This window comes from Anabaena azotica SJ-1, assembly GCF_047275885.1.
GTDB lineage: Bacteria > Cyanobacteriota > Cyanobacteriia > Cyanobacteriales > Nostocaceae > Trichormus_B > Trichormus_B azotica_A.
The window spans coordinates 1,711,292-1,737,365 of the sequence record NZ_CP178454.1 but is presented as its reverse complement, the minus strand read 5'-3'; the positions used below and the strand labels follow the sequence as shown (position 1 = coordinate 1,737,365).

General features: G+C 38.6%; 31 protein-coding genes and 1 tRNA gene. 13 read left to right on the top strand and 19 right to left on the bottom strand.

What is annotated here, in order from left to right; all coding sequences use genetic code 11:
• The first annotated feature begins 95 nt into the window (after window positions 1–95).
• Both ACLLO5_RS07575 and ACLLO5_RS07570 read left to right on the top strand, forming a co-directional pair.
• A complete protein-coding gene (locus ACLLO5_RS07575) occupies window positions 96–404 on the top strand; it encodes a DUF3181 family protein (protein ID WP_413174862.1) in 309 nt (102 codons plus the stop codon).
• A 96-nt stretch (window positions 405–500) separates the two neighbouring features.
• Entirely contained in the window at window positions 501–719 is a 219-nt protein-coding gene (locus ACLLO5_RS07570; RefSeq protein ID WP_413174861.1) for an acetyltransferase, read from the top strand.
• A gap of 50 nt (window positions 720–769) precedes the next feature.
• Here the strand turns inward: ACLLO5_RS07570 and ACLLO5_RS07565 are convergent, their stop codons facing one another.
• The 5 genes from ACLLO5_RS07565 to ACLLO5_RS07545 all read right to left on the bottom strand — a co-directional run bounded on the left by ACLLO5_RS07565 (window position 770) and on the right by ACLLO5_RS07545 (window position 4,274).
• Window positions 770–1,234 (bottom strand): ABA4-like family protein, encoded by a 465-nt coding sequence (locus tag ACLLO5_RS07565; protein WP_413176028.1) that lies wholly within the window; start codon window positions 1,232–1,234, stop codon window positions 770–772.
• Between the two features lie 62 nt (window positions 1,235–1,296).
• A complete protein-coding gene (cobW, locus tag ACLLO5_RS07560) occupies window positions 1,297–2,346 on the bottom strand; it encodes a cobalamin biosynthesis protein CobW (RefSeq protein WP_413174860.1) in 1,050 nt (349 codons plus the stop codon).
• Between the two features lie 123 nt (window positions 2,347–2,469).
• The gene (locus ACLLO5_RS07555) at window positions 2,470–2,913 is read right to left on the bottom strand and encodes a type II toxin-antitoxin system VapC family toxin (RefSeq protein ID WP_413174859.1); all 444 of its coding nucleotides are present in this window, start codon (window positions 2,911–2,913) and stop codon (window positions 2,470–2,472) included.
• Window positions 2,906–3,160, bottom strand: a complete 255-nt coding sequence (locus ACLLO5_RS07550; protein ID WP_413174858.1) for a hypothetical protein — start codon at window positions 3,158–3,160, stop codon at window positions 2,906–2,908. Before ACLLO5_RS07550 ends, ACLLO5_RS07555 begins: the two co-directional genes overlap by 8 nt.
• A 112-nt stretch (window positions 3,161–3,272) precedes the next feature.
• The gene (locus ACLLO5_RS07545; RefSeq protein ID WP_413174857.1) at window positions 3,273–4,274 is read right to left on the bottom strand and encodes a pentapeptide repeat-containing protein; all 1,002 of its coding nucleotides are present in this window, start codon (window positions 4,272–4,274) and stop codon (window positions 3,273–3,275) included.
• 187 nt (window positions 4,275–4,461) lie between these two features.
• Between ACLLO5_RS07545 and ACLLO5_RS07540 the strand changes: the two genes are divergently transcribed.
• On the top strand, window positions 4,462–4,680 hold the full coding sequence (locus ACLLO5_RS07540; RefSeq protein WP_413174856.1) for a hypothetical protein: 219 nt from the start codon (window positions 4,462–4,464) through the stop codon (window positions 4,678–4,680).
• A 4-nt stretch (window positions 4,681–4,684) separates the two neighbouring features.
• Here the strand turns inward: ACLLO5_RS07540 and ACLLO5_RS07535 are convergent, their stop codons facing one another.
• Window positions 4,685–4,882: a hypothetical protein gene (locus ACLLO5_RS07535; RefSeq protein ID WP_413174855.1), complete on the bottom strand. Its 198-nt coding sequence runs from the start codon at window positions 4,880–4,882 to the stop codon at window positions 4,685–4,687.
• A gap of 221 nt (window positions 4,883–5,103) precedes the next feature.
• Here ACLLO5_RS07535 and ACLLO5_RS07530 point away from each other — a divergent pair, with 221 nt between their 5' ends.
• Window positions 5,104–5,535: a hypothetical protein gene (locus tag ACLLO5_RS07530; protein ID WP_413174854.1), complete on the top strand. Its 432-nt coding sequence runs from the start codon at window positions 5,104–5,106 to the stop codon at window positions 5,533–5,535.
• Window positions 5,536–5,584: 49 nt separating this feature from the next.
• Here ACLLO5_RS07530 and ACLLO5_RS07525 read toward each other — a convergent pair whose 3' ends face one another.
• Together ACLLO5_RS07525 and hemL are read right to left on the bottom strand one after the other, a co-directional pair.
• Window positions 5,585–7,186 carry a protein kinase domain-containing protein gene (locus ACLLO5_RS07525; protein WP_413174853.1) on the bottom strand — a complete coding sequence of 534 codons (1,602 nt, stop codon included), beginning with the start codon at window positions 7,184–7,186 and terminating at the stop codon, window positions 5,585–5,587.
• Window positions 7,187–7,595: 409 nt separating this feature from the next.
• Window positions 7,596–8,894, bottom strand: coding sequence for a glutamate-1-semialdehyde 2,1-aminomutase (gene hemL / locus ACLLO5_RS07520; RefSeq protein WP_413174852.1), 1,299 nt, complete (start codon window positions 8,892–8,894; stop codon window positions 7,596–7,598).
• Window positions 8,895–9,088: 194 nt separating this feature from the next.
• Here hemL and hisIE point away from each other — a divergent pair, with 194 nt between their 5' ends.
• Window positions 9,089–9,760: a bifunctional phosphoribosyl-AMP cyclohydrolase/phosphoribosyl-ATP diphosphatase HisIE gene (gene hisIE, locus ACLLO5_RS07515; protein ID WP_413174851.1), complete on the top strand. Its 672-nt coding sequence runs from the start codon at window positions 9,089–9,091 to the stop codon at window positions 9,758–9,760.
• Window positions 9,761–9,898: 138 nt separating this feature from the next.
• Here the strand turns inward: hisIE and ACLLO5_RS07510 are convergent, their stop codons facing one another.
• Window positions 9,899–11,638 (bottom strand): iron uptake porin, encoded by a 1,740-nt coding sequence (locus ACLLO5_RS07510; protein WP_413174850.1) that lies wholly within the window; start codon window positions 11,636–11,638, stop codon window positions 9,899–9,901.
• A gap of 919 nt (window positions 11,639–12,557) precedes the next feature.
• Here ACLLO5_RS07510 and ACLLO5_RS07505 point away from each other — a divergent pair.
• Window positions 12,558–12,755: a DUF2811 domain-containing protein gene (locus ACLLO5_RS07505; RefSeq protein ID WP_413174849.1), complete on the top strand. Its 198-nt coding sequence runs from the start codon at window positions 12,558–12,560 to the stop codon at window positions 12,753–12,755.
• A 627-nt stretch (window positions 12,756–13,382) separates the two neighbouring features.
• Here ACLLO5_RS07505 and ACLLO5_RS07500 read toward each other — a convergent pair.
• A complete protein-coding gene (locus ACLLO5_RS07500) occupies window positions 13,383–14,099 on the bottom strand; it encodes a response regulator transcription factor (protein ID WP_413176027.1) in 717 nt (238 codons plus the stop codon).
• A 700-nt stretch (window positions 14,100–14,799) separates the two neighbouring features.
• On the opposite strand from ACLLO5_RS07500, the gene ACLLO5_RS07495 reads away from it, so the two are divergent.
• The 6 genes from ACLLO5_RS07495 to ACLLO5_RS07470 all read left to right on the top strand — a co-directional run bounded on the left by ACLLO5_RS07495 (window position 14,800) and on the right by ACLLO5_RS07470 (window position 17,845).
• Window positions 14,800–15,426 carry a CPP1-like family protein gene (locus ACLLO5_RS07495; RefSeq protein ID WP_413174848.1) on the top strand — a complete coding sequence of 209 codons (627 nt, stop codon included), beginning with the start codon at window positions 14,800–14,802 and terminating at the stop codon, window positions 15,424–15,426.
• A gap of 305 nt (window positions 15,427–15,731) precedes the next feature.
• Window positions 15,732–16,025, top strand: coding sequence for a hypothetical protein (locus ACLLO5_RS07490; RefSeq protein WP_413174847.1), 294 nt, complete (start codon window positions 15,732–15,734; stop codon window positions 16,023–16,025).
• Window positions 16,026–16,406: 381 nt separating this feature from the next.
• Entirely contained in the window at window positions 16,407–16,643 is a 237-nt protein-coding gene (locus ACLLO5_RS07485) for a DNA-directed RNA polymerase subunit omega (protein ID WP_013191574.1), read from the top strand.
• An 82-nt stretch (window positions 16,644–16,725) separates the two neighbouring features.
• Entirely contained in the window at window positions 16,726–17,217 is a 492-nt protein-coding gene (locus tag ACLLO5_RS07480) for a hypothetical protein (protein WP_413174846.1), read from the top strand.
• A 48-nt stretch (window positions 17,218–17,265) separates the two neighbouring features.
• Window positions 17,266–17,631, top strand: a complete 366-nt coding sequence (locus ACLLO5_RS07475) for a DUF1818 family protein (protein WP_413174845.1) — start codon at window positions 17,266–17,268, stop codon at window positions 17,629–17,631.
• A 140-nt stretch (window positions 17,632–17,771) separates the two neighbouring features.
• Window positions 17,772–17,845, top strand: a tRNA-Pro gene (locus ACLLO5_RS07470).
• A gap of 12 nt (window positions 17,846–17,857) precedes the next feature.
• On the opposite strand, the gene ACLLO5_RS07465 is transcribed toward ACLLO5_RS07470, so the two are convergent.
• The 5 genes from ACLLO5_RS07465 to ACLLO5_RS07445 form a co-directional block, all read right to left on the bottom strand.
• Complete coding sequence (locus ACLLO5_RS07465) at window positions 17,858–18,451, bottom strand: 5-formyltetrahydrofolate cyclo-ligase (RefSeq protein WP_413174844.1); 594 nt, start codon at window positions 18,449–18,451, stop codon at window positions 17,858–17,860.
• A gap of 144 nt (window positions 18,452–18,595) precedes the next feature.
• Complete coding sequence (locus tag ACLLO5_RS07460) at window positions 18,596–19,540, bottom strand: GDP-L-fucose synthase family protein (RefSeq protein ID WP_413174843.1); 945 nt, start codon at window positions 19,538–19,540, stop codon at window positions 18,596–18,598.
• A 92-nt stretch (window positions 19,541–19,632) separates the two neighbouring features.
• A complete protein-coding gene (gene gmd, locus ACLLO5_RS07455; protein WP_413174842.1) occupies window positions 19,633–20,712 on the bottom strand; it encodes a GDP-mannose 4,6-dehydratase in 1,080 nt (359 codons plus the stop codon).
• Window positions 20,713–21,172: 460 nt separating this feature from the next.
• Window positions 21,173–21,931, bottom strand: a complete 759-nt coding sequence (locus ACLLO5_RS07450) for a sugar transferase (protein ID WP_413176026.1) — start codon at window positions 21,929–21,931, stop codon at window positions 21,173–21,175.
• A gap of 117 nt (window positions 21,932–22,048) precedes the next feature.
• A complete protein-coding gene (locus ACLLO5_RS07445; RefSeq protein WP_413174841.1) occupies window positions 22,049–23,185 on the bottom strand; it encodes a glycosyltransferase in 1,137 nt (378 codons plus the stop codon).
• A 160-nt stretch (window positions 23,186–23,345) separates the two neighbouring features.
• On the opposite strand from ACLLO5_RS07445, the gene ACLLO5_RS07440 reads away from it, so the two are divergent.
• Window positions 23,346–24,278, top strand: a complete 933-nt coding sequence (locus ACLLO5_RS07440; protein ID WP_413174840.1) for an NAD-dependent epimerase/dehydratase family protein — start codon at window positions 23,346–23,348, stop codon at window positions 24,276–24,278.
• A gap of 168 nt (window positions 24,279–24,446) precedes the next feature.
• Here ACLLO5_RS07440 and pgsA read toward each other — a convergent pair whose 3' ends face one another.
• The 4 genes from pgsA to ACLLO5_RS07420 all read right to left on the bottom strand — a co-directional run bounded on the left by pgsA (window position 24,447) and on the right by ACLLO5_RS07420 (window position 26,060).
• A complete protein-coding gene (pgsA, locus tag ACLLO5_RS07435) occupies window positions 24,447–24,956 on the bottom strand; it encodes a CDP-diacylglycerol--glycerol-3-phosphate 3-phosphatidyltransferase (RefSeq protein ID WP_413174839.1) in 510 nt (169 codons plus the stop codon).
• Between the two features lie 33 nt (window positions 24,957–24,989).
• Window positions 24,990–25,148 carry a hypothetical protein gene (locus tag ACLLO5_RS07430; protein WP_413174838.1) on the bottom strand — a complete coding sequence of 53 codons (159 nt, stop codon included), beginning with the start codon at window positions 25,146–25,148 and terminating at the stop codon, window positions 24,990–24,992.
• A gap of 409 nt (window positions 25,149–25,557) precedes the next feature.
• Window positions 25,558–25,773 (bottom strand): DUF86 domain-containing protein, encoded by a 216-nt coding sequence (locus tag ACLLO5_RS07425; RefSeq protein WP_413174837.1) that lies wholly within the window; start codon window positions 25,771–25,773, stop codon window positions 25,558–25,560.
• Window positions 25,770–26,060, bottom strand: coding sequence for a nucleotidyltransferase family protein (locus tag ACLLO5_RS07420; protein WP_413174836.1), 291 nt, complete (start codon window positions 26,058–26,060; stop codon window positions 25,770–25,772). The genes ACLLO5_RS07425 and ACLLO5_RS07420 overlap by 4 nt, the downstream gene beginning before the upstream one ends.
• Between the last annotated feature and the right edge of the window lie 14 nt (window positions 26,061–26,074).

The following is a 26,074-nucleotide window of genomic DNA, read 5'->3' as shown; positions in this document are numbered from 1 at the left end:
GGGCATTGTAACCTGTGGGAGTAGAGACAAATTACCCAATTAACAGATAAAATGGAATCAGCAAAAAGTTCCATTCTTACTTAAAATATAGGGTTATGGCTAAAACTAATACCACAGAATTACTAGAAGCCCTAGCATCAGAAATTGGCGAAAATATCTATATAGATATAGCTAAGTGGCATTTATATCTAGCTGATGCCAAACTACATAATCTAGTAGCAGAAAAATTGTATCCTTTAATTACCGAAAAAAACGTCAACGAAAACCGAGTCATTCAGATATTAGAATCTATCCCCGTTAAAATTGGTGGTGGTAGAAAAGAACTAGCATTAATTGATTTACTACCTCTGCAATGCCAAGTCAACCTCATAGATATTCTCGAAAAATACCAAAAAGAAATCTAACTCCTCCTCCCTCTTCCTCTGCGTTTACCTCCGCGTACCTCTGCGTTTAAAAAACACATCAACACCAGACCAAATAATAAATAGAGGGTTTTGTATATGTTTTTACAACTCAAAAACAGCAGCGATTTAGTGAAAATTATGGATCTCCAAGAATTGATAGATCCAAATCGAGACATTATCCACGCCAAAGACCAAGAAGGAGAAGAAGAACAGGAAACAGACCTCTACAAAAAAGCAGAATTAGTATTTCCATCCGGTGAAGAATTACCACGCTGCTGGGTAGATGCCAATTATAGAATAGCCCAAATGGCATAAATCATTAGATATTTTAGGGGTAAAGCGCAATGCTAAACCCCCATCTAAATTTAATTAACAGCAGCTTTTTCTTCTGCTATCACACCTTCATAACCTTTAGAAAAGGCTTTAGAAATCCAAGAGGTGAAAATATGAGAAAGTACACCTATTGGACCAGCAAATAAACACAAAGCTAAAGAGTGAATTGTCCAAATCCCTGTTTTTTGACCTTCCCAATAAATCCATCTACCAACAAATAAATCCATCACTAAAAAGTGAATCCAACCTGTAGCAGCGGCTGTTTCATCACTAAAAAACCTGGCTATATCTGCTAATTGAGGATTTGATAAAGCTGCGGCGTTTTCTGGAGTAATGCTGGTGACAAATAAATACACATAAGCACCAGCTAAAACCACAAAAGGAAGATATGATTCCATTACCTTGCGGGTGACATTCCAATTGGGTAATAAAATCATTAAAGCCCAAAAAGGTAAAACAAACAAATTGGCAACATTAAATAAATCTGTGATATTCATCATATTAGGTGACAGTAATGAGATAAGAGGAAAAATTCATCAAGCTGAAAGATGACTACTACTTACAAAGCAACAAGTTGAGATTCTATTTCTGAAGATTGTAAATCACGACCGATAAAAACTAAACTGGTTTGTTTTGCTTCTTCTGGCTTCCAAGGACGGTCATAAAATTTATCAAATCTTGTCCCTACACCTTGCATAACTAAACGCATGGGTTTATTAGCAACAGCCACAAAACCTTTAATGCGGTAAATTTCTTGTTCTTGTGCCAGTTTTTCTAATCTTGCTTGTAGCTTCTCTGGGTCAAACGTGCGGTCTAAAATGACGTGAGTTGAGTTAATTTCATCATCATGATCATGATCTTCTTCTGTGTCATGATGACTAGGACGAGAATCTAAATTATCTTCAACTGCGGACTCAAATCCTAATAATATGGATGCGTCTAGTTTACCATAATCACTAGAGACAATTTTCACTTCTCTAGGTAATTCATTTTTCACTAATTCTATTACTTGTGATTTTTGCTGATCATCAACTAAATCAGTTTTATTCAAAATCACTAAATCTGCACAAGCAAGTTGGTCTTCAAATAATTCTTGCAATGGTGTTTCATGTTCTAGACTATCATCTTCTTGTCTTTGGGCAGCTATAGCATCTAAATCACTGGCAAATGTTCCCGCAGCCACCGCAGCACAATCTACCACTGTAATTACTGCATCTACTGTAGCAGCATTGCGGATTTCTTGCCAACGAAAAGCTTTAACTAAAGGTTTTGGTAAAGCTAAACCAGAGGTTTCAATAATAATACAATCTATACTATCTCGGCGTTTAATTAACTCCCGCATTGTGGGGTAAAATTCCTCTTGGACGGTGCAGCATAAACAGCCATTTGTCAGTTCAAATATGTTATTTTCTTGATTTTCCTGTACTTCATCTTCGGGGCAAATTTGACAAGATTTTAATAATTCTCCATCTATTCCTAGTTCTCCAAATTCGTTAACTAATACTGCTATACGTCGTCCTTGGTTGTTTTGGAGTAGGTGACGGATAATGCTGGTTTTACCGCTTCCTAAGAAGCCTGTGATGACGGTAACGGGGATTTTTGTAGCCATGTTTTGTGTGTTGTTTTGTTATTTTATTTTACCATATATTGAATAACCCCTCAGAATACCGACTTATCAAAAAATTCGGGGATATAAACTTGTTAAGGTGTTAGGTGTAGAATCAGATTTAGGTTAAGTGTGAGAAATAAAGCGTACCCAGTTTAAAGATGATTTAACACTATTATATAAACGTTTATCTGCGGTATAAAATTCCGCATTTAATAGCTTTGATAATGCTAGGTAATGAGCATCATAAGCAGCAGATAGTTTGAGCGTTTTTGCTAGAGTTAGTGCCATTTCGTGAAGTTGGGAAAATTGAGAACTTCCATAAAGAACTATCCCTAAATTTAACGCATCTTCCAGAGCCTTTTCTGTCTCTTCAATGGTTAATAAATTTGCTTGATTCATGCGATGTAAAGCATTAGTGATTTCATAATAAAATAATGTGGGAGCAATAATAGTAACAGAATTTTGTTGCCAATTTTCCCATAGTTTGATAAATGGTGAATCCATAGATTTACTATTAATTAAGTTAATGGTAAAACTGGCATCTACACAAATTAGATAATTATTCATGGACTTTCAATGAATTGATTAATTCCTCACATCTTTCTTCTCTCATTTCTGAGATAATATTAGTAATTGTATCTTGTAAAGATTGATTGTTAAGTCTTTGGTTAAGTGTTTCTCCTCTTTGAATGATGCTTTTTTTGATAATATTCCAATCAGGTTTAATTTGTAATTCTGTTTCTAATAATTGTTTCTCTTCTGGGGATAAACAATGAATAATTTCAACTAATTTTTTCACTAATTCCCTGTTCATAGTTGTGATTATTGGTAAAGAATAATTGTTGATATTTATTTGATTATAACGTAAGTTGCTTGATTTAACCCGCGTTACCCATAAAAGTTAGGGATATTAATTTTACTTGATTTTAAGAATATCCAATATCTATCATCTTGAAAAATTCCTGGACTACTTCATCAGGGTTGTTATAACATCTTTCAGAATCAAATCTTTCTACAACTTTAATACCGTTTTTCTTGAAAATTCGTTCTCTTTCTTGTTCCTCAACTCTGCGTTCTGCCGTGTGAAAGGGTCCATCAACTTCTAAAACTCCCCATTTACCGTTATAACAAATGAGAAAATCTGCTTCTTTATTTTCTCTACCTTTGGGTGTGGTGAGTCGTGCTAAGGAGTTGGGTACAAATAAAACTCCAGTTCTATCTAATGCTTCAGCTATTTTAATTTCTGTTTTTGAGCGAAAGCGTAGTCTTTCCCAAGTATGAATTTTTCGATCTGAACGAAATTGAACTCCCTGGTTATTAGGAGTATTATCTACATCAATATTTTTTTCTGACTTATTAACAGTATTATCATTTTCAAGAGTTTTGCTTATAATTAAATCTGTATTTTCTATAATTTTTTTATATAAACTGGCAAATTCTCCAGGTGCAAAGTTACCGTTGATAGGTCGTCTTTCTGTGTTGTTAAAATCAAGATAATAATCTTGAATTATGAGATCAAGATATACATATTCACAAATTACTTTATCCAAGTTTGTTTTAATATTAATCTGCCAATCTTTTATACAAGAACCTGTTAAGGTTGCATTGTGAAAATTTGTACCAACTACTTGGGATGTGGTTAAATTAGCCCTACTTAGGTCAGCCCAACTCAGGTCAGCCCAACGCAGATCAGCCCCATTCAAGTCAATCTCAATTAGGTTAGCCTCAAACAGACCAGCGCAAATCAGGTTAGCTTTACTCAGGTCAGCCCCATTCAGGTAAGTTCCAGTCAGGTTAGCTCCACTCAGGTCAGCATCACTCAGATTAGACCTACTCAGATCAGGTATTATATCTGAATTTTCATCTCTCCACTTATTCCAATATCCTACCCCTTGCTTCAGGATTGCTAAATGCTCTGGATTTGCCATAATCTAGTGTTTATACCTAAAATTGCCAATATTCGGATTTTAACCTAATTTCATTAATATCAAACTAAGCTCGTTAAAATTTACCGCTAAAAAATCAATTTCTGGCAACCACTAGCTAAATATAGCTTTAACTGAATGTGGGTTATATTATAATTGAAAGTAATACCAACTATTTCAGTTTACTCCTATGAGTACCCTTCCAAATCTTCGACAAGTAGTATTAGAAGAAATCAATCAAATTCCTGATGAACAACTTAGTCAGGTATTACAGTTTCTTCATGTTCTCATATCTAATTCTCAGACAAAGAAGGATGAAGACTTGATCAATGATCCACTAGCTGAGTTTATTGGTGCAGTTGAACATGGGAGTTTAGCCCAAAATATAGATCAAGAATTGTATGAATAGTCAATTATTTATTGATACTTGGGGTTGGTTGACACTTTATGATCGTCGAGAAACTGCTCATCAAGAAGCCGTTGACTGTTATCAAAATATAATCAGTCATGCTAACTGCATATTTTTCACCATTAACAAATTGTTCTCTAATTTCTGGAGGAAGTTCTAAATTTCCTTCTGGTGTGAAAGTAATAGTAATTGTTTGTTCCATAATTACCTCCTTTACTTACTTTTCAAAACCAAATAATACTATAGCTTTTTCAGCAAACCCTAATTAATTGCTTTGTTCCCACTAAAAGCATCTAAAATAAAGTAAAATATTGAGCCTATAAGTTTGCATTTTATTGCGTATATTTAAGGTTTATTAAAATGACTCTATTCTAGAATAATGCAGATAAAATCATAGGATATTCACAAGGGTAGTAATCAATTATGAAAATTAGAGGAATAAGCATCGCTTTATTTTTTGGTCTTTCTATGCCCATGATCACAGATATTGCTGTCCAGAGTCAAGCTGTGGCTAATCTGGCTTTTCCAGAGGGAGAATATTTTAATGGGCAGGTTCAATCAAATAATTGGAGTTTAACTCTTTGGCAGGACAAAGGTAAGTATTACTATAAAAACTTAAACCTGAAAACAGGGAAAAAAATTTGTTTAGTTGGTGCCAAAGCATCTGGTACTAAAACTCGTCCTGTCTTCACATGGACTAATGCTAAATATAAATATCGAGTTTCCTGGCAAACTGTCGAACCTAATGTGGTTCGATTACAGGTAATAAATCCTTCAGAACAGTTGATTTTAAATGAACTTCTGATTCGTCAACCTGGTGAATTTGAAGATCCCAATGCAACTCAATGCAAATAAATGTGAGAACATCAATCAGATTTGTTCAAAATCACCAAGTCAGCCAGTTTTATAAAAACCCGCGTTTGCCATTGGGACGCACTGTTAGCCAATTAACCTTTGCTAATGCCAGTTGTTCGTCAGTAACTTTTGCTCCCGTCAGATTAGCACCACATAAATTAGCTCCCCGGAGATTAGCCTGACTCATATAGGCATAACTGAGATCAGCCCCTCTTAAGTCCGCTCCTTCTAAATCAGCATGGCTTAAGTAAGCTTTAGTTAAATTAGCATCTCTTAAGTTTGCTTGCATTAAACTAGCTCTACCAAAGTCTGTATTTTGAAGATTAGCACTTTGGAGGTTGGTTTTTCTTAATTGAGCGGAGTGGAAATTAGTTCCTGATAAATCTGCTCCTTCTAAGTTCAAAAGACTGATATTGAAAGAAGCAAAATCTCTTCTACCTTTTAAGTATGCTTTGAGGAGAGTTTCGGAATTTAATCGGCGATTAATTTGAGAACCATTGAGATCGCTATTAGCCGCACTGGATGGTTTAGATATCAACTGCTTGTTTTGGGTTCGTCCAGCCCGCAATCCAGATGTGTCTGGTGATTTAGCCCTTCTAGCACGAATGGCTGCTGCTACCTGTGCCACACCATCATTGCTACCGGAAGTAGGATTACTCGACAAATTACCAGAATTTTCTGATCGATTCTGGATTTTATCTCTACTATCCGTGTCAGTTTTGACAATTAATCCTTTGGCTAAACTGTCTAGATATGGTTCCATATCCATCGCCCTGAGTACATCTGAAGCTGACTGGTAACGATTGCGAACGGAAACCTCCAACATTTTTTTTAAGACAGTGGTTAAATGGTCGCTCATATCTACCAGCTGTTCCCACATCATTTCACCTGTTGTGGGATTGTAGGGAATGTCTTTGGGGGTTTTCCCTGTCAGTAGATAAATACAAGTCACGCCTAGTGCGTAGATATCACTAGAGTAAACTGGACGCATGGCCATTTGCTCTGGAGGAGCAAAACCAGGAGTACCAATCGCGTAAGCTGTTAATGCCGTTTGTCCCGATTGGCTAGGCGCAATTTGGCTGACTTGGTTTTTGACAGCGCCAAAATCAATTAATACTAGTCTGGCATCTTGAGTACGGCGAATTAAGTTAGCTGGTTTGATATCACGATGAATTACTTTGAGGTCATGGATGTATTGCAGTAATGGCAAAATCTCTGTCAAGAACTGTTTGACTCCAGCTTCGCTATAGAATCCGGTTTTTTTCACTTCTTGTTGGAGAGTAGCACCACTGATATATTCCTGAACTAAATAAAATTGTGTTTCTTCTTCAAAATAGTCTAATAGCCTTGGAATTTGGGGATGATTACCAATCTTGCCTAGTGTTTTCGCTTCTCTCTCAAACAGATCCCGTGCCATTTGTAATATGTGAGGGGCTGTTCCTGACGGACGGAGTTGCTTGATTACACAACATGGTTCACCTGGTAAGACTTCATCTACGGCTACAAAGGTGGCTCCAAAGCCCCCTTGACCTAACGGTTTAATAATCCGATAGCGATCGCGCAATAATAATGGTGAGCCACAAGAATGACACCTCTGGCTAGATGACAAATTTTTGGGATGGGCACAGGTAGGATTGAAGCAGTAGCTCATGCACTGTTAACTCGCTGCACGAAGGATAAGGGAAAAATTAGACTCTCATTACATTATTGAGAGTAAATCCTAACTTTGTCAGGCAATTTTTGCGGGAATGTTCTTAAAGAGTTTCTAAAGTTATACGGATGCTAATTCAAGTTATAGTAAACCCAACGAAATTAACTTCGCTGTGAAGCAAAGTTTTTATCTTGACTATTATCTCATTAAAATCATGCTGTAGTAGCTGCTTTTTTTATGTAAAATTGCTGAAAAAATAAAATTTATTTTATACGAAGTAATTTAGAGGATTAGGATGACTATCACTTAAGTATCTCATACTACGATGAATGATCGGGCGGTGAGGAGTCTCACCCCGACCAATAACGACTGTCACTAATCTGTCAGACTTTTTCTGAGTGGAAAAAAGTTACAGACCCGAAAGCACATCTTTTGCAGCGGCTAAAGTTTTGTCAATATCTTCATCTGTGTGAGCTAAAGAAGTAAACCCAGCCTCAAACTGAGACGGTGCTAAGTAGATACCACGTTCTAACATCCCACGATGGAAACGCCCAAATTTTGCTGTATCACACTTTTTCGCATCTTCATAGTTATGGACTGGCCCGGCAGTGAAAAATAAGCCAAACATGGCGCTGATATGACCACCACAAGCGGCATGACCAGTTTCTTGAGTAATTTTGAGCAACCCATCGGCTAGTTGCTTGGTAATGCGTTCTAGGTACTCGTAACTACCTGGTTTTTGAAGTAATTCTAGTGTTTTAATTCCCGCAGTCATCGCCAGGGGATTACCAGAAAGAGTCCCAGCCTGATATACAGAACCAGCAGGAGCAACCATTGACATGATATCGCGGCGACCACCATAAGCTCCTACTGGCAAGCCACCACCGATAATTTTACCGAGTGTTGTTAAATCTGGTGTAATGCCAAATTTTTCTTGAGCGCCACCGTAGGCAATACGGAAGCCAGTCATTACTTCATCAAATACTAGTAATGCGCCATGTTCGTGAGTAAGTTCTCGTAATCCTTCCAAGAAACCAGCATCGGGAGTAATAAAGCCAGCATTACCAACTACTGGTTCGAGAATTACACCAGCAATTTGATCCTTGTTTTCTTCAAACAAAGCTTTGACAGCTTCTAAATCATTATAAGGTGCTGTTAATGTGTCACTGGTTGCTGCTTTGGGAACTCCTGGGGAATCGGGTAAACCCAGTGTAGCGACACCAGAACCCGCTTTAACGAGGAACATATCAGCGTGTCCGTGATAGCAACCTTCAAATTTGATGATTTTATCTCGTTTGGTAAAAGCTCGCATTAACCGCAGTACGGCCATACAAGCTTCAGTTCCAGAGTTTACAAATCTGACCATTTCGATGCTAGGAACAGCATCTATGACCATTTCAGCTAAGACATTTTCTAGTACACAGGGTGCGCCGAAGCTAGTACCTTTTTCCAAGGCCGTATGTAGTGCTGTGATCACTTCTGGATGGGCATGACCGCAAATAGCCGGTCCCCAAGTACCCACGTAGTCGATGTATTGGTTACCGTCTACATCCCAAATGTATGCTCCGTTAACGCGATCAAATACGATGGGTTGTCCACCCACGGATTTAAATGCACGGACGGGAGAACTAACTCCTCCTGGCATCAAGTTTTGAGCAGCTGCAAAAATTTCTTGTGATTTTGTGGTTTTAATGGTGGTGTTTACCAAGGGTTATCTCCTATAAGTGGTGACTAAATCGGGCTTCTATCTGAGGATAGGGCGAAAAAATGCTTAGAATTTCTATAGTAATAGAATTGATTAAACCAAAAAAAATGACAATATCAATATTATTATTCTTTCTGGTAAACTCCTGTTAGCACCTTGAATTCATTGATTATTGTTAATTTACAAAAATTTTTGGTATGTCTTCTCCCGAACTGCGATACCTTCAGTCAACTTCGCTAACGCTACAATCTGCCATCCCTGTTGAAAAAATCCGCTACGATGACAAGGGTTTAGTACCGGCGATTATCCAAGATTATCTGGATGGTACTGTCTTAATGATGGCCTGGATGAATCGGGAGTCTTTAAATAAGACCCTAGAAACTGGAGAAACTTGGTTTTGGAGTCGTTCTCGTCAGGAGTTTTGGCATAAAGGAGCTACTTCTGGACATATTCAGAAGGTGCAAAGTATTCGTTATGACTGTGACAGTGATGCTTTACTGATTGGAGTTGAACAGCTGGGAGATATTGCTTGTCATACTGGGGAGCGTAGTTGTTTTCACCAAGTCGATGGGAAAATCGTCCCTCCACCAGCGGATATGTTATCGCAGCTTTTCCAGATAATATGCGATCGCCGGGATCATCCCAATGAATCTTCCTACACTTGTAAGTTATTGGCAGGTGGAGATAATAAAATTTTGAAAAAGATTGGTGAGGAAAGCGCCGAGGTAGTTATGGCCTGTAAAGATGATGATGCAGATGCGATCGCAGGTGAAGTTGCCGACCTGTTTTATCATACCCTGGTGGCGATCGCACATCATCAAGTTGATTTAAAAGCTGTATATCGTAAATTGCAAGAACGCAGAAAATAGGCAAGGGAGCGGAGGAGCGGAGGAGCAGGGGAGCAGGGGTGCAGGGGTGCAGGGGAGCAGAGGAGAATAATGTATTGATCACCTATTCCCTATTCCCTATTCCCTTCTTACTGTCACCTGTCACCTGTCACCTGTCACCTAAAAAGTAAAGGTAGTACGCACTAGACCTACAGTTGTAGTTTCGTTAGTGCTGTCTCCTTCAGGATTAAACAACACAAACGCACCAGGGGTAATACTTACATTGTCGTTAATCCGAAAACGATAATAACCTTCTAGATGGTAAGGCGTTGCTCTATTTGTACCTAGTGTAGCTGCACCACTAGCCTCAGTACGATAAAGAGGCTGTCCAAAAATCAAACCTGCATTATTCCCTTTTTTGAGTAAATCATTAAAATGCAAGCCTACCATCCAGCTAGTAAAAGTGGTGGAAGCATCAACAGCCGAAGAAGAATCATCTACAAAAATTGCTGCACCATAACCAGATAAAGCCACCTTTGGAGAAAATCTCCAGGTTGCAGTCCCACCAAAAGAGTTCATTTTTACAGGTGTTCCCAAATCCAGTCCAGGCAAAGCACCAATATCACTACTAGTTAAACCTGTGCCTAAAATATTAATCTGGTGATAACTATTCGAGTAGTTTAATCCCACATCTATGGACTTGGTGGGTTTAAAAGTTAATTGGGTTGCAATTACGCTACTACCATTAAATACACCAGCACCTAAAGGTGTACCTGGAAAACCTTGGTTTTGAGGCAAGTTAGCGTTCACACTACCATACAAAGCCCGCAAATCTAAGCTGGGTGAAAAACTATAAATAAAACCAGCCGCAGAAGCTAAACCAGAACCAGAAGTACCACCAGAAACGCGGAGAACAGGGTTTAAATTACCAAAACGGGAAATAGATTCTTGTCCTTCTCCATAAAAGGGAGTAATAGCAGGAAAAGCATCAGAAACTTCCGCCGCAGTTCCCGCAAACAAAGTTAATTTCTCTGCTACAGGGAAAATATACAGCAGTTTATACAATTCCAGTGAGTTGGCACCAACAGCATTTAAAGTTTTTACGTCAACTCCAGGAAATTGGGGTTCAAAGCTAGTCCGCGCACTACTAGCACTTAATCCTGATGATAATCCCAAACCATCCTGGAGACTATTACCACTACCCAAGAAATTATGTGCTTGTAACCCGGTAATGAGTAAGTCTTTACCTGTGAAACTGGTGGTCAGGTTTAAGCGGACTCTGTTAGTCAGGATGATATTAGGATTATCCTCATCAGGATCGCCTCCAGTAGCACCAATAGCGGCGATAATGGCTTCACCACTTAATTTGGTTGTTGTGGAAAATCTATTGGCTTCTAGTTCTGCTGTACGAGCTTCTAAAGCATCAACTCTACCTCTAAGTGTTGCCAGTTCTGCTGAAAATTCTTCTTGCAGTTTTTGGAGAGTAGCTAAATCTTGTTTTGTTAATAAATCACGTGTACCAGAAGCAATTAACTCATTAACTCTATCTAAACAAGCATTTAAACCAGCTGCAAATTCATAGCGACTCAACGCCCGATTGCCGCGAAAAGTACCATTTGGATACCCAGCAATACAACCATATCGCTCAACTAACGATTGCAATGCACCAAAAGCCCAATCTTTAGGTTGTACATCGGATAATTGGGACACGGAATTTACCTGTTCCATCTCATCTGATGCAATTTCATCTGATGCAACTACTGGGGTCGCAGATACAGATAAATCATCACTTTGTTGAGTTTGGTTGACACCAAGTGAATCCTGTAGTGGCCTATCAGCACCCATTACTTGTACAGGAAATAATCCAGAAAGTAAGCAGAGTAAACCCACTCCACCCAAATTAAGCAAATTTACCTTCATTTGACTCCTCACAGTTAAATTTTTATCGAAATATTTTCAGAGCAAGAGTTAAGATGGCTCTAGGATTGCCAATCAAAAGAATTAGGTATCAAAAATTTATCCTATGGTTTTTTTCCACAAGAAATACTTAGTTAAGTCTGGAGAGTCTTAACATCAAATCTTTGAATTAAACAAAGTATCTTTCTGTCTTTTTCCAGAAATTAGGCGCTGAATATAACTTACTTTTGGTGGTTGCGACCAGTGAAAAGTAAGATTTTCACAGCTACTATTAGTTATATTAAATACTAGTTGTGTCACAAATAGATACAAAGTCTTATTAAATTTTTCTATACTAAACCAAGTTTCTAGTTATCTGGTTGTGAATGGCAATTTGTAATTATTCCCTTCCACACTTATTAAAATTTTTACAACTAGAAGTTATGTCACTAATATACCAAGTCCTGTACTGTGATTAAGTTAAATTGTTACCAAACCTTGATATTTTTGTAATTCTTATCATTAGCTGCAATTATCCTCATTAATTCCACAGAGTTTCCACAGGAACTTTACCAGTTTTCCACAGAAGCTTGACGAGCCAATCAAGTCTTGCTGACTTACTGGGGATTTTATGCTTTGGTCACTAAACAACATTCATAACTGAGATTTTATTAAGATAAGTAACAAAAATATAGCTACAACCTGGATTATTCCGTCATGATTTATTTTTTAGCTACTAATTTTTAACATTTCGCAGCATTGACAAACCCACCCCCTCTTAGCGCACAATGATTCGGCTTGCTTTTTTAATCCGTCCCACCGTTAGCATCCAGTTTGGAAATTTACTTCAGATATGAGTGAGGATTGTCAACCAGGCGAACAATTGCTGAAAACTCTTAACGCAAGCAAAATCTCTTGATAGCCTTTATAGAAGGAAAATCTTATGAACACAAAAGTTAGTATCTTTACTGAAATCCCTGAAACACTTCACGAATCCCTAAAAAACTATTTAGAAACTCACCCTGATTGGGATCAAACCCGAGTATTAACCGCGGCGGTATCGCTGTTTTTGCTCCAAAATGGAGATAGCGATCGCAGTGCAGCTCGTATCTACTTAGAAACTTTATTTCATCAGTGCTAAGTCAAAATATAGCAGGAGTCAGGAGTCAGAATTCAGAAGTAAAACCATTTCTTAGTCTGAGTTTCACCATTAATTCATGTCCTAATCACCCTGTCTAGTGCTATACATACACTATTGATTGCGCCATAAATTATACATACTTACATTGGAAATACTGCCATAAAAGCTATCATTCTGATTTATAGCAGATAGCATGATGCCTAGCCGCAGGATAGTCCAACAGCTTTTGATAACTCTGGTCAAATCAGGATTTGCTCAATTGAGCTTGTCTGTAATGATTCTATAAATGCTGTATATCCTTGATGGATTAAACCATCAAGGGCTATATAGTTGAAATTGAGCATAGCAATAACTTTCATCACACCAGTAAAAATACAGTTGTTCGCCTGAGTGAACTCGCCAAGAAACAGCATTGGTTTAAAAATAAGTGCTAAAAGCAGCCAGAACTACAATTCAAAATACTCATTAGCACAGACTCTTTTAATATCCAAGTAAGTGTTTTGCTCAAAAGTTCATTGGTCAGAAATTCACAAACTTTATAATCTACTGAAAATGTAAGCATTCAGCTAATGCCTAACCAATTTCTTAAATATTCTGACTCCTGAATCTGGAATTCTTACCTGAAGATTAGGATTTAACCTCCGACTGCGGTTGAGTAGGACATTCAAATTTGTACCCTACACCCCGTACAGTTTGGATTAATGCCGGTTGACCAACATCAATTTCAATCTTCTTGCGAATTTGACCGATGTGGACATCGACAACTCGCTGGTCTCCCACATATTCATAGTCCCAGACCTCTTGAATAAGTTCTGCTCGCCGCCAAACTCGACCTGGATGACTAGCTAAAAAATGCAACAAATCGAATTCTAAAGCAGTTAATGGCACTGGTTGGTTATTAAGTGATACTTCCCTCCGTACCGGATCAATCATTAATTTTTCAAAAATTAGGCGTTTTTGTTCTGCGGTCGTCACAACCCGCTGGCGTCTCAGAATAGCCGCTACTCTGACTTCTAATTCTCCTAAACCAAATGGTTTGGTGAGATAGTCATCAGCACCTTTAGAAAAACCACGAATTTTGTCGGATTCATCTGTCCGGCTAGTCAGCATGAGTACAAAAACCCCATTACGGCTTTGCATCTCTTGGCACAGGTTAAACCCGATGGCATCTGGTAAATTTACATCTAGAATTACCAAGTCTGGGTTAAACTGCTCAAATAGAGCTAGGGCTGCCTTGCCATCTTCGGCAGCTTCTACTTGATAGTTCTGTCTAATCAAAAAGCGTTGGATTAAATTCCGAACCGCTGGGTCGTCATCAACTACAAGAATCTTGGCAGCAGCCATGACCATCACTTTACACAAAACTTCATTATCATTAACAAGGTCATCGCGTAAAAACACAATTTCCACTTTGGCATTTATTAAGAATCTACAAAGGCCAGCTAGGAGTATCCTGATTGTTCAAATAAACTGTAATCAGAATTATGAAGGATTTAGGCATCAATCTTATGGTAATCAGGTCTGCACTTCAGTATATCTACTAAATGGTTGTTCTGACACTACCTGTGAAGCCAGATATTCATAGTAGCGGGGTTAATAAAAGCATCAACATAAACTTTCCAACCTTTTGGAGTGAAATGCGACATCATGATATTTGCGTTGATCAGCTAATTAGCATTGAAATTGCATTATTCCAATTTTGATGTTTAATGTACAAAGTTGTAAACACCCCATATTCGCATAAAGTGCCATAAAAATAGCTCCTGAGGCATCTGCCTGCGTCAATATGCGATTTGGGAGTTTAGCAAGCAAAACAGTATTTTTGCTGTTCTATCCAACAGGCGATGGGATTATGCACTGTACGATGACAATATGTTAAAGTAACTATAGTTAAAATTCGTGGGTCAAACAAACTAACCCGTGCTAATATCCTGTTAAAGGATAAGAATAGGTTGGAACAACTGTTTCGATCACAATAAAAATTAAGGTTGTTTTTTATTCCACAAAAGACTACCGCTTACCAAGGCTGAATTTACAAACTGCCATGAGCGATCAAAATCCCTACGAAAAACTTGGGGTATCAGAAGATGCTAGCTTCGATGAAATTCAGGATGCTCGCAATCGCCTGTTAGAGCAACATGGTGGTGATGTGAAGTATTTAGAATTGATTGAAGCAGCATATGATGCGATTCTAATGGAACGCTTACGGATGCGCCAAGAAGGAAAAATTAAAGTACCTGAGCGTATTCGTTTTCCAGAAATGCGAGTCCAATTTCCTCAAAAAGACAGTCCTGCTCCTCGTGAACAGTCACCTATGTGGCTGCAAAGAATGTTGGATCAACCCAGTTTGCCAGAGGTCCTGATACAAGGGTCTTGTTATTTGGGTTTAAGTGCTATGACTGTGTTTTTCCCTGCGGCAAGTGATCAGATTTTGCAGTTAGCATTAGTGGTAGGCGTAGGAATCAGTATTTATTTTCTTAATCGCAAAGAAAACAAATTTGGTCGAGCAGTCTTGTTAACGTTGGCCGGACTAATTGTTGGTTTAATAGCTGGGGGATTAATCGCTACCTGGGTATTACAGCAAATGCCATTTATCAGTGTGACAAAAAATCAGTTCTCTACGGTACTGACTTTTATCTTGATGTGGCTAATTAGCAGCTTTTTGCGTTAGTTAAGATTGGATACTCAAATGTCATTCCAGTTAAAATATACCAAGTCCCCGGTCTAAAGACGCGGGGATTCTTGCTACAAGGAGCAACCTTGGCTAAAGTTGTTACCAAATTTGGGTAGAGGGTCATCTTTCCACAAGCGTAGGAAGTTCTATTAAGTACCTGAGCAAATAAGCGGTGGCATAGTAATATTAAGTGCTGAAAATAACATTAAATTCAAATTAAATATTCCGTATATTTACAATTGCAATATTCTTTTATAACAGCATACTATGTAGCCCAATAACTTTTAATTATCTTAGGTATTATGAAATCTATTCTACAAACCTACGTAGATCAAGAAATATGGTTATTGATGAGAGATAAATGGTTTTTTGGCACAATTATCAGAGTTTCTGATGAATTGTTGTGGTTTAAACACAGAACTCACAATAAAGAGACAGAAGAAGATACTTTGTGGGAAAGGGTTGTAAAAATCAGTGAAGTAGTTGCTATTGATAAAGTCATCTCTGTGATTAGTAGAAAGCCTGATGTATTTATGTCTAAGTTATTGGAAGTCGATAATCACATAAATAATCATCAACAAGAACATGAAAAATAAAGCTAGTTGGTGATGCTAGTACCGCTTCGCGGAAGTCAAAAGTCAAAAGTCAAAATGAAGATAGCATAGGATGCTCGGAGATTTAGAATGGTTAGTTTATTTACGCCGTGCTGTACTAGAGGCTGTATAAATAAGATAGTAATCTCTGTGGTAGTTGCTGTTAGATATAGTTTTATTTTCATTGGCGAATTTGGGCGAACTTGGGATGGACTAAGGTAGCAATGCCTATAGCAAGGAGAGCGATCGCACTCAATTGAGAAAATTATGCCCGATATATAGAAACACTTAGTCTGCATTGCCGTTTTTGTAACAGAAATACAGTTACGATTAACCCCTACTGACTGGTGCTACACTGGGATAGAATCCCAACAACCACTAATTATGCTCAAGCGTTCCAAGTTCGAGACAACCCAGTCTCAGATTATGCACCGGGCTGAGGAGCTTATTAGCGCCGCCTCAAATCGCTATCGGATCACAGTTCAAGTGGCAAATCGTGCCAAGCGTCGGCGTTATGAAGACTTTGAGAATAATGAAGATGCAATGATGAAACCCGTACTCAGAGCAATTATTGAGATGTCTGATGAAATGACTCAGCCAGAGATTATTGGCGAATTATAACTACTGATAGGGTATTGGAGATGAGGAAGAGTTTTGTCTCTATTCTCAGTTTCCAGTTCCCTGTCTGTACTCCGAAAATAATATGAAAAAGAAAAAACATTTATTTTTACGGTTTAACTTAGGACTGATCATTGCTTTAATCACAGTGAGTGTGATCACTTTAGGTTCAGGAAGTGCAAATTTTTCCACTATTTCACCTGCGGTAGCTCAGAGAATCAGTCCTAGTGATGTTTGGCAACTGGTGTATACACAATTACCAGATATGCCAAAAGAAAACCAATACAAAAATAAAGATACGGGAAAAATTGCTGAAAATAACACCTTAGCAAGTCGTTTGATTCGCTATCACATTTATGTCAAAGGCAGATCCCCCATATATCGTTTAGATTGGAAACTCACCTTAGCTGATTACCTTGATGCCAATGAAACAATATATGAAGCATCATATCCGGGTAATGATTCGTTAAAGCAAAATCCCTTAGAGGGCGATCGCATCGCCATAGCCAAACTCACCCGCAAACAACGCAACAGCCTAGTCCAAGTCCTTGTAAATATCTTTAACCCGGCATCTTAATATCTCTATCTCTCTGCGTCGTCGTCCCTCTGCGTTGAAAAAATAATCATGCAAAGAGTCATCAAAAGCGGAATGGGTTGGCGTATAGGCTGGAATCCTGACGCACCAGAATTTAAAGGCTTAGTTGGTACAGACGACTGGGCGATAGAATTCACCGAACTTGAATTAAACGACTTTTGCCGCTTATTCAATCAGCTTGCGGACACAATGAAGCATTTAGCAGCAGAATTAATGGATGAAGAAAAAATCGCCTGTGAAGCAGAAAGCGATTTATTATGGATGGAGGTAGAAGGCTATCCCCACTCCTATAGTTTGCGCTTCATCCTCAATACAGGGCGGTGTGTAGAAGGAAAATGGGATGCTGACGCTGTACCAGGATTGCTACAAGCTACAGAAATGCTGAAAGTTTTTTAATTTTTTTTGAATAAAAGGCTTGCTATTTTCTTGAAACTTGTGTTATTCTCGTAAGAGTGACTTAATTAAGTTTAGATTCACAAATTTGGAATAAACCCCCAATCCAAAATTTAAAATTGAGAATCTAAAAATTAAGTAACCGGGGCGTAGCGCAGCTTGGTAGCGCGCCACTTTGGGGTAGTGGAGGTCGTGGGTTCGAATCCCGCCGCTCCGATTTGTATTCAAATTAATATACAATTGTTTCTGTTACAACGCCTTGTAAAGGTTTGTCCCAATTATCAAATGGTAGTTGGGAGAAATAAGCGAAATCAAAAACGATGCCTATGGTGGGTATTTTCGCCCAAGCTGGAGAACTCAACAAACGGTCATAATATCCACCACCATAACCTAAACGGTATCCTTGGCGATCGCAAGCTACGCTGGGGACGAGAATTAAATCTACTTCAGCAGGATTGATGATAGGCGCTTCTGAGTGTGGTTCAGTAATTCCATAATTGCCCATTTGCAGCATATCATCCGGTTGCCATAGGTGCCAAAATAGGGACTTACCAACACAACGGGGAAAACCCCAACGGCGTTGAGAATCGCTAAAAAGTGGGCTAATATCAGGTTCTTGACGAAAGCTGAAATAAGCCAGGATAGTAGTTGCTTGGTTAAAAATAACAGATGTTTGGAGTTGGGAAGAAATGCGATCGCTCTTTTCTCTCCACTCTGGAACAGTCATAGATTGACGAGTTTTCAGCAAACTACGGCGGAGTTCTGTTTTATTTAGCGGTGAATCAATTTTTTGCAATGTGCAGTTTTCAATATTTTGGATCAAATTTATATCGTTCTCTTGTTCCCATACTCTGTATGGGAATGAATTCTAAAGGCTCTGCCTTTAATAGTACCAGGATAATACCAGAGTCAGAGCCTCTGTGATGGCATTCCCAGTCAGAGACTGGGAACGAGATATATTATGGAACTATGCGGCGTTCTGACGATACCACTCAATGGTATTTTTTAGACCTTCCCCAAAGCCTACCTGAGCAGTAAATCCAAAAGCTTCCTTCGCTTTTTCCGTATCTAAACAGCGTCGTGGTTGTCCGTTGGGTTTATCGGTTTCCCAAACAATTTCCCCTTCATATTCCATTAATTCACAAATCAGATTAATTAAATCGCGAATGGAGATTTCATAACCCGTACCCAAATTAATTGGTTCCGAGTCATTGAAAAACTGAGTCCCCATAACAATACCCCGTGCTGCATCTTCTGAATACAGAAACTCACGGGTAGGAGAACCATCACCCCAAACAGGAAGATGCTTTTCTCCCTGAATTTGGGCTTCATGAACTTTGCGAATTAAGGCCGGAATAACATGAGAACTATTAGGGTTGAAATTATCTTCAGGCCCATATAAATTGACCGGTAGCAAGTAAATACCATTAAAGCCGTACTGCTGACGGTAGGATTGCAGTTGCACTAAAAGGGCTTTCTTGGCTACTCCATAGGGGGCGTTAGTTTCTTCTGGATACCCATTCCACAAATCTTCTTCTTTAAAGGGGACTGGGGTGAATTTAGGATAAGCACAGATTGTACCAACACAAACGAATTTTTCTAAACCCACTTGATAAGCAGCATGAATTAGCTGGGTGCCCATGATCAAGTTATCGTAGAACAACTCTGCGGGTTTTTCACGGTTTAGACCAATACCACCAACATGGGCAGCTAAGTGAATGACAATATCCTGTTGGTCAACTGCACGTTGGCAATTTTCCCATACTCGTAAATCACAATCGTGCGATCGCGTAACTTTAATCTTCTCACGGTCAGCCCCAGCTTTGCACAGTTGATCTATCACTTGACGACCTAGAAAACCCGAACCACCAGTGACAAGAATACGTTTATTTGTTAGTTCTAAGGCAGTCATTCGATTTTGGATTTTAGATTTTGGATTGATGCAGATAAATCTGGAGTTTTTCCTTCAAGGAACTATTACTCATATATCCTTGATGGTATCTATTAAAAATGGAGAGCGCCTAGTTCTTGACGAATAGTAGCAATATCTGGGGGTTGTTGTGAACCATTACCATTAGGGGAGGTATAACCCAGTGCCTGTAAATCAGCTTCTACCATCAAAGAAACCAGTTCTTCAAAAGTAACAGAAGGTTTCCAACCTAATATCTGCTGTGCCTTAGTAGGATCACCAATTAACAAATCTACTTCCGCTGGTCTTAAATACCGTTGATCAAACTCCACATAATCTTCCCAATTGAGATTCACATAACCAAATGCTAATTCCAAAAACTCCCGCACTGAGTGAGTTTCACCGGTAGCAATAACATAATCATCTGGCTGTTCTTTTTGCAACATCAGCCACATTGCCTTCACGTAATCTTTAGCATAACCCCAATCACGTTTAGCATCCAAATTGCCCATATATATGCTTTTCTGTTTGCCAGCCACTATGCGAGCAACTGCTCTTGTAATTTTACGAGTGACAAAAGTTTCACCACGCCGGGGTGATTCGTGGTTAAAAAGAATACCATTACAAGCAAATAAATTGTAAGATTCTCGATAATTTACTGTTTGCCAATGGGCATAAACTTTAGCACAAGCATAGGGACTACGGGGATAAAAAGGTGTAGTTTCATTTTGGGGTACTGCTTGCACCAAGCCATACATTTCTGAAGAACCAGCTTGGTAGAAACGTACTTGAATCCCTGTGCGTTGTTGATAGTCACGGATAGCTTCCAACAAACGTAGAGTTCCCATTCCTACCGCATCTACTGTATATTCTGGCGAATCAAAACTAACTCTGACATGAGATTGAGCGCCTAAATTATAAATTTCTGTAGGTTTGACTTCTTCTAAAATCCGGCGCAGAGTAGTACCATCTGTCAAGTCACCATAGTGAAGTAATAATTTTACCCCAGCTTTGTGGGGGTCTTCATAAATATGATCAATGCGGTCTGTGTTAAAGGTGGAAGTACGACGAATAATCCCATGAACTTCATAACCTTGTTCTAGTAAAAATTCGCTCAAATAAGAACCATCTTGACCTGTGATACCAGTAATCAACGCCCGTTTTTGTTGCGTCATGCCCAATTATTCCTTGTTTTTGAAGTTGTAAAAGTAACAGACAATATGATAGTAAATTAGCAAGTAATTGCTAAGACTGCCTGATGATAAACATATAAGTTTTAGTTGGATCAAAACTTAAATGTCAATCAATATACTTAATAAAAAGCACTTTAACAACTCAGTTTCTCACTATCGTCGTCAAAGTTCTTAGTATAATTTAATTATTTATATGATCTTAGCCAAAACTTAACGAATTATTGTTTTATGTAAATTTTTAATAAAATTAATAGCAAAAGGCAGTAGTCCGTAGGCAATAGAGAGGTGAAGCGGAAGAAAAAACTTAATTCTTCCTCCTGATAGCGGAGCGTGGCATAAGCCATACTCCTGAATTCTTGATAGCATTCACGCATTGTGCCGTAGGCATAGCGTGGCGTAAGCCATACTCCTGATAGCGGAGCGTGGCGTAAGCCATACTCCTTTAATATGCCCCGTTATTTTTAGGCATGATGACTACATCAATGGTTTTCAGAATGATCCATAAATCTAGCCAAAAATTCCTATATTTGACGTAATGCAGGTCAATTTGAACTCGTTGGGGGTAAGGAATATCATTCCGCCCAGACACTTGCCATAATCCAGTAATTCCCGGACGGATGGTTAAAATCTGCTCGATGTGACAGCCATATTTTGGTAATTCTTGGGCTACTAAAGGGCGTGGTCCAACAACACTCATATCCCCTTTTAAAACGTTCCAAAATTGGGGAAATTCGTCTAAACTGGTAATTCGCAGGAAGTGTCCGATTTTGGTAATTCGGGGGTCTTGTTTGAGTTTAAAGGTGCTGGTAAATTCCTGGCGCAACTCTGGCGATGTTTCCATGATTTGGGCAAGCATTTCATCTGCATTGCTCACCATAGTGCGGAATTTAATACATTTAAATCGGCGATAGTTTTTACCAACCCGTTCTTGGACATAAAAGATTGGACCTTTTGAGCTGACAGCAATCAGTAAGGCCAAGATTATATATATTGGGAAAAACAAGATCAAAACCAACAGCGAAAATGCAATATCAAACAGTCGTTTGGCAAACTCTCCGTTTAAACCCTGAAAAACCAAACCTCTAGGTTGTACCTTGGGGGGTTTAGTTTTTTGACCACGTTTTGCTAAAGTACGCATTGAGGCACTGGCATCTTTACGTGGGTATCGCTTGCCGGAGAGGAGTGAGCTCTGGGCAGTCATCATACTCCTTAATAATCCACACCACACATAGTCCCGATCTTAAAGCTAAAAGGCAGTGATTCTGGGATTAAATTCCCAAAAGCCTAAAAAATAAATACAAAAATCTTGACCATCACTTCAGGGCAGGATTTTTTCTTGACACTGGTTGAGAAAATCTAGATAGCGATTTGCAAAAACTTGTCGAGAAAATTGAGTCGAGTGTAATCTTATATACTCATATTTTAAAAAATCCTGATAGGCTTCAAATTTTTCTACTGCCTCCACTAAAGCTGTTATTGTTTGTTCTTTGAAAAATATACCTGTTCCTGTGTCCATACAGGTACGAATATCTCTGACTGTTTCTAGCGCCCCTCCTGCACCATAAGCAATAACTGGAGTTCCACAAGCTTGCGCTTCTACTAAGGCAATACCAAAATCCTCACAAGCTGCATAAACAAAGGCTTTAGCACGAGCCATATATGTTTTTACCACATTCTCTGGTTGCCATCCCAGTATTTGGATATGAGGATTTGCTATCTCTTGCAGCTGTTTCATTTCTGGTCCTGTACCAATCACCACCAATGGTCGTTTTAGCTGATTAAAAGCCTGAACAATCAAGGATACTTGTTTGTAGCTGACTAATCGGGAAACGATCAGATAAAAATCTTCTTTGTCAGATGAAAAGGGACAGTTTTCGATGTTTACTGGTGGGTAAATGACTTTTGCTTCTCGTCGATAACAACGCCAAATCCGTCGGGCTGTATGTTGAGAGTTGGCAATGAAATAATCTACGCGGTTGGCGCTCAATACATCCCATTGACGTAAACTATGCAACAAATATCTGGTGATCCATCCAATGCCGCCTTTTCCTAATTTGCTTTGGTTGAGATAATCAAAGGTCAAGTCCCAAGCATAGCGCATTGGGCTATGACAGTAACAAATATGCAGCTGATCGGGGGTTGTGAGGATGCCTTTGGCTACAGCGTGGGATGAAGACAAAATTACGTCATATTGCCGCAAATCCAATTGTTCGATGGCCAATGGTAACAAAGGCAGATATTTTTGTACACCTTTGCTAGCTAATGGCAAGTGCTGGAGAAAGGTTTTACCAATTTGACGTTTGTGGAGATAACTTTCAGGGTTGCTGGATTCAAAGTCAATCAGGGCATATAAATCAGCATTTATGTGATTCAATATTTCCCTGACTACGAGTTCTGAACCGCCTGTGGCTTTAGGTGTTAGCCACTCATGAACTAAAGCATATTTCAAAGGCACAGCTAAGTTTATGGGGTGGATAGGTTATGTATGGGGGCAGGGGCAAATTAATTAACTTTTGAGTTTTGACTTTTAAATAGTTTCCTATTCGCTATTCCCTCTGATAACCTCAATGACAGGGGTGATTTTGCCACCTAAGTTACTAAGGAATTGGGATTTTATGCGTATTCTGGTTATTGGTGGGACTCGGTTCATTGGTGTCTACTTGAGGGGGCTGTTGGTGGAAGTTGGACATGAGGTGGTTTTGTTTAATCGTGGTAATCATCCAATGCCTGATGGTGTAGGACAAATTATAGGCGATCGCACTGACCCAACCCAGCTTAAAGAAAAATTAGCACAAGAAGAGTTTGATGTCATTTTTGACAATAATGGTCGGGAACTTGCTGATACTCAACCGTTGGCGGAAATTTTCCAAGGACGGGTCAAACATTTTGTGTATATGAGTTCTGCGGGGGTATATCTGAAATCTGATCAAATGCCTCATGTTGAAGGTGATACTGTTGATCCGAAGAGTCGTCACAAGGGTAAGCATGAGACGGAAGCTTACTTGCAGCAATTGGGTATTCCTTTTACTTCGATTCGTCCGACTTATATTTACGGACCGCAGAATTATAATCCTTTGGAAAGCTGGTTTTTTGATAGAATTGTGCGCGATCGCCCGATTCCGATTCCTGGCAATGGGATGCACATTACTCAGTTAGGTCATGTTCAGGATCTAGCACAGGCGATGTTGCAGGTGATTGGTAATGAAAAGGCAATTGGACAGATTTATAATATATCAGGCGATCGCTTTGTGACTTTCGATGGTTTAGCCCGTGCTTGCGCTGTTGCTGCTGGCAAATCTGCTGATGATATTAAAATTGTGCATTACGATCCGAAAAAGTTTGATTTTGGCAAACGTAAAGCTTTCCCAATGCGTGTACAACACTTCTTTGCATCGGTAAACAAAGCAATTACAGAATTAAATTGGCAACCGAAATTTGATTTAGTTTCTGGTTTGCAAGATTCTTTGCATAATGATTATTTAGCCAGTGGTGCAGATAAAGCAGAGATAGATTTTTCTGTTGATGATGAGATTTTGAAAGCTGTTTAATTCAGAGTCAGGAGTTCAGGAGTTCAGGAGTCAGAAGAAAGAATTAATTTTCCTCTTCTGCTCCTCTGCTCCTCTGCTCCCTTGCTCCCCTGCTCCCCTGCTCCTCTGCTTCCCTGCTCCCTTGCTCCTCTGCTCCCTTGCTCCCCTGCTCCTTGTCATTACACATAATTATGCTTGTTTTGCTGGTAATAGATAAATAATTCCTGAAATTACAGTTAACATTACGGAACTCCAAAAGGCAATTAAAGCTGGAAGTTGCCAGGCTGGTGATAAAGGTGCTATGAGTAGAGCGATCGCCATGATTTGACTGACTGTTTTTAACTTACCCCAGATGTTTGCACCAGTGATGCTAGTTTGATTAACACGCCAACCTGCGATCGCTAATTCTCGTGCTAAAATTACAAATACTCCCCAAGCTGGTATTTTTCCTAATTCAACTAACACTAATAATGGCGCAAGTACCAATAATTTATCTACTAAAGGATCAAGAAATTTTCCTAAATCAGTAATTTGGTTAAGTTTCCTCGCTAAATATCCATCTAACCAATCAGTTAAGGCTGCAATTAAAAATATAGTTAAACATATCCATTGAGCTTGGGAAGTAGGAATATATAAACCGTAAAGTAAAAAAGGTATTCCCAAAAGTCTGGAAAAAGTAATCGTGTTGGGTAGATTCATATAGTTGGGATGAGATATGCATTTGATGATTGTTTACAACTTCAGCCAATCAAATAATTGTCCCAAAGTCAAATTTAAATCACTAACTAGTTCTGGAACTGGTAATATATCTGATGCATTTTCTAAAAATATTGGTTGTTGGTTTTGTGGATAAATTAAAATATTATCTTCTTCTGGACAGGACTTACGCAACTGGCATATTAGTAGGGTGCGTCAGACTTCATAAATCCTGCAAATAAACATATATTTGATATCTGACGCACCATAAAATAGATGTTTGGTGTGACACTTGCGTAAGTCCTAATATTTTCTAAATGCTCTGCCAAGTTAGTAATAGTATAGTTGATTTGGCTACTTAGCAGATATTGGCAATAATCTAACTTAGTAAATTTCATATTAAATCAGAATTGATAATTTATGGTATTCATTATTTTACCACTTCCGGAATCATCGTATTTTTATTATTTGTGATGTTTGTAATTAAAAATCTATTTTAATAATTGCAAAATTCGCTTTTTACTGGAGTTTGGTTTTTTTAAACCTAGTTGATATCGAAGGCACAGAACCACCGCGCCGAGACTGATTTTGCCAGTTGCGTCACTTATTTCAGTACAAAAATACTATGATATAGCGATCGCCTGTGCCAGTTGCGTAAGTCCTGTCTTTTTGTTGCTTCCCCAATAATTTCAAAATTGCGAATTACAGCATCTTGAATCATTTTGGTTTGCATAAATTCCTCCTTACCACCTTTCGTATATTCTTCTATTCTTTCAATACATTCTTGAATATTACTTAAATATAAACGTTCATCTTTCATAAAGGTACAGCCTCACTTAATACTTTATCTCTAATTAACTCATGTAAATTACCAGGTTCAGCAATATCCACTTTTCGTCCCAATAATGCTGCTAAATCCTGCATTAAACCAATATAATCAAATAAGCTGGTTTGGGGTTGTAATTCTACCAAAAAATCTATATCACTATCTGGTGTTGCTTCACCTCTAGCAACAGAACCAAAAACCCGCAGATTATCAGCACCATATTTACTAGCAATTTTTAATATTTGTTCTCGAAATGGTAGTAATAATTCTTCAATTCCCATAAGTTTTTTTGAAA

Excerpts from the sequence above, each read along its gene's own strand:
- ACLLO5_RS07575 (WP_413174862.1), top strand. The coding sequence starts at position 96 with ATGGCTAAAACTAATACCACAGAATTACTAGAAGCCCTAGCATCAGAA.
- ACLLO5_RS07570 (WP_413174861.1), top strand. The coding sequence starts at position 501 with ATGTTTTTACAACTCAAAAACAGCAGCGATTTAGTGAAAATTATGGAT.
- ACLLO5_RS07565 (WP_413176028.1), bottom strand. The coding sequence starts at position 1,234 with ATGAATATCACAGATTTATTTAATGTTGCCAATTTGTTTGTTTTACCT.
- cobW (WP_413174860.1), bottom strand. The coding sequence starts at position 2,346 with ATGGCTACAAAAATCCCCGTTACCGTCATCACAGGCTTCTTAGGAAGC.
- ACLLO5_RS07555 (WP_413174859.1), bottom strand. The coding sequence starts at position 2,913 with ATGAATAATTATCTAATTTGTGTAGATGCCAGTTTTACCATTAACTTA.
- ACLLO5_RS07550 (WP_413174858.1), bottom strand. The coding sequence starts at position 3,160 with ATGAACAGGGAATTAGTGAAAAAATTAGTTGAAATTATTCATTGTTTA.
- ACLLO5_RS07545 (WP_413174857.1), bottom strand. The coding sequence starts at position 4,274 with ATGGCAAATCCAGAGCATTTAGCAATCCTGAAGCAAGGGGTAGGATAT.
- ACLLO5_RS07540 (WP_413174856.1), top strand. The coding sequence starts at position 4,462 with ATGAGTACCCTTCCAAATCTTCGACAAGTAGTATTAGAAGAAATCAAT.
- ACLLO5_RS07535 (WP_413174855.1), bottom strand. The coding sequence starts at position 4,882 with ATGGAACAAACAATTACTATTACTTTCACACCAGAAGGAAATTTAGAA.
- ACLLO5_RS07530 (WP_413174854.1), top strand. The coding sequence starts at position 5,104 with ATGAAAATTAGAGGAATAAGCATCGCTTTATTTTTTGGTCTTTCTATG.
- ACLLO5_RS07525 (WP_413174853.1), bottom strand. The coding sequence starts at position 7,186 with ATGAGCTACTGCTTCAATCCTACCTGTGCCCATCCCAAAAATTTGTCA.
- hisIE (WP_413174851.1), top strand. The coding sequence starts at position 9,089 with ATGTCTTCTCCCGAACTGCGATACCTTCAGTCAACTTCGCTAACGCTA.
- ACLLO5_RS07510 (WP_413174850.1), bottom strand. The coding sequence starts at position 11,638 with ATGAAGGTAAATTTGCTTAATTTGGGTGGAGTGGGTTTACTCTGCTTA.
- ACLLO5_RS07505 (WP_413174849.1), top strand. The coding sequence starts at position 12,558 with ATGAACACAAAAGTTAGTATCTTTACTGAAATCCCTGAAACACTTCAC.
- ACLLO5_RS07500 (WP_413176027.1), bottom strand. The coding sequence starts at position 14,099 with ATGGCTGCTGCCAAGATTCTTGTAGTTGATGACGACCCAGCGGTTCGG.
- ACLLO5_RS07495 (WP_413174848.1), top strand. The coding sequence starts at position 14,800 with ATGAGCGATCAAAATCCCTACGAAAAACTTGGGGTATCAGAAGATGCT.
- ACLLO5_RS07490 (WP_413174847.1), top strand. The coding sequence starts at position 15,732 with ATGAAATCTATTCTACAAACCTACGTAGATCAAGAAATATGGTTATTG.
- ACLLO5_RS07485 (WP_013191574.1), top strand. The coding sequence starts at position 16,407 with ATGCTCAAGCGTTCCAAGTTCGAGACAACCCAGTCTCAGATTATGCAC.
- ACLLO5_RS07480 (WP_413174846.1), top strand. The coding sequence starts at position 16,726 with ATGAAAAAGAAAAAACATTTATTTTTACGGTTTAACTTAGGACTGATC.
- ACLLO5_RS07475 (WP_413174845.1), top strand. The coding sequence starts at position 17,266 with ATGCAAAGAGTCATCAAAAGCGGAATGGGTTGGCGTATAGGCTGGAAT.
- ACLLO5_RS07460 (WP_413174843.1), bottom strand. The coding sequence starts at position 19,540 with ATGACTGCCTTAGAACTAACAAATAAACGTATTCTTGTCACTGGTGGT.
- gmd (WP_413174842.1), bottom strand. The coding sequence starts at position 20,712 with ATGACGCAACAAAAACGGGCGTTGATTACTGGTATCACAGGTCAAGAT.
- ACLLO5_RS07450 (WP_413176026.1), bottom strand. The coding sequence starts at position 21,931 with ATGACTGCCCAGAGCTCACTCCTCTCCGGCAAGCGATACCCACGTAAA.
- ACLLO5_RS07440 (WP_413174840.1), top strand. The coding sequence starts at position 23,346 with ATGCGTATTCTGGTTATTGGTGGGACTCGGTTCATTGGTGTCTACTTG.
- pgsA (WP_413174839.1), bottom strand. The coding sequence starts at position 24,956 with ATGAATCTACCCAACACGATTACTTTTTCCAGACTTTTGGGAATACCT.
- ACLLO5_RS07425 (WP_413174837.1), bottom strand. The coding sequence starts at position 25,773 with ATGAAAGATGAACGTTTATATTTAAGTAATATTCAAGAATGTATTGAA.
- ACLLO5_RS07420 (WP_413174836.1), bottom strand. The coding sequence starts at position 26,060 with ATGGGAATTGAAGAATTATTACTACCATTTCGAGAACAAATATTAAAA.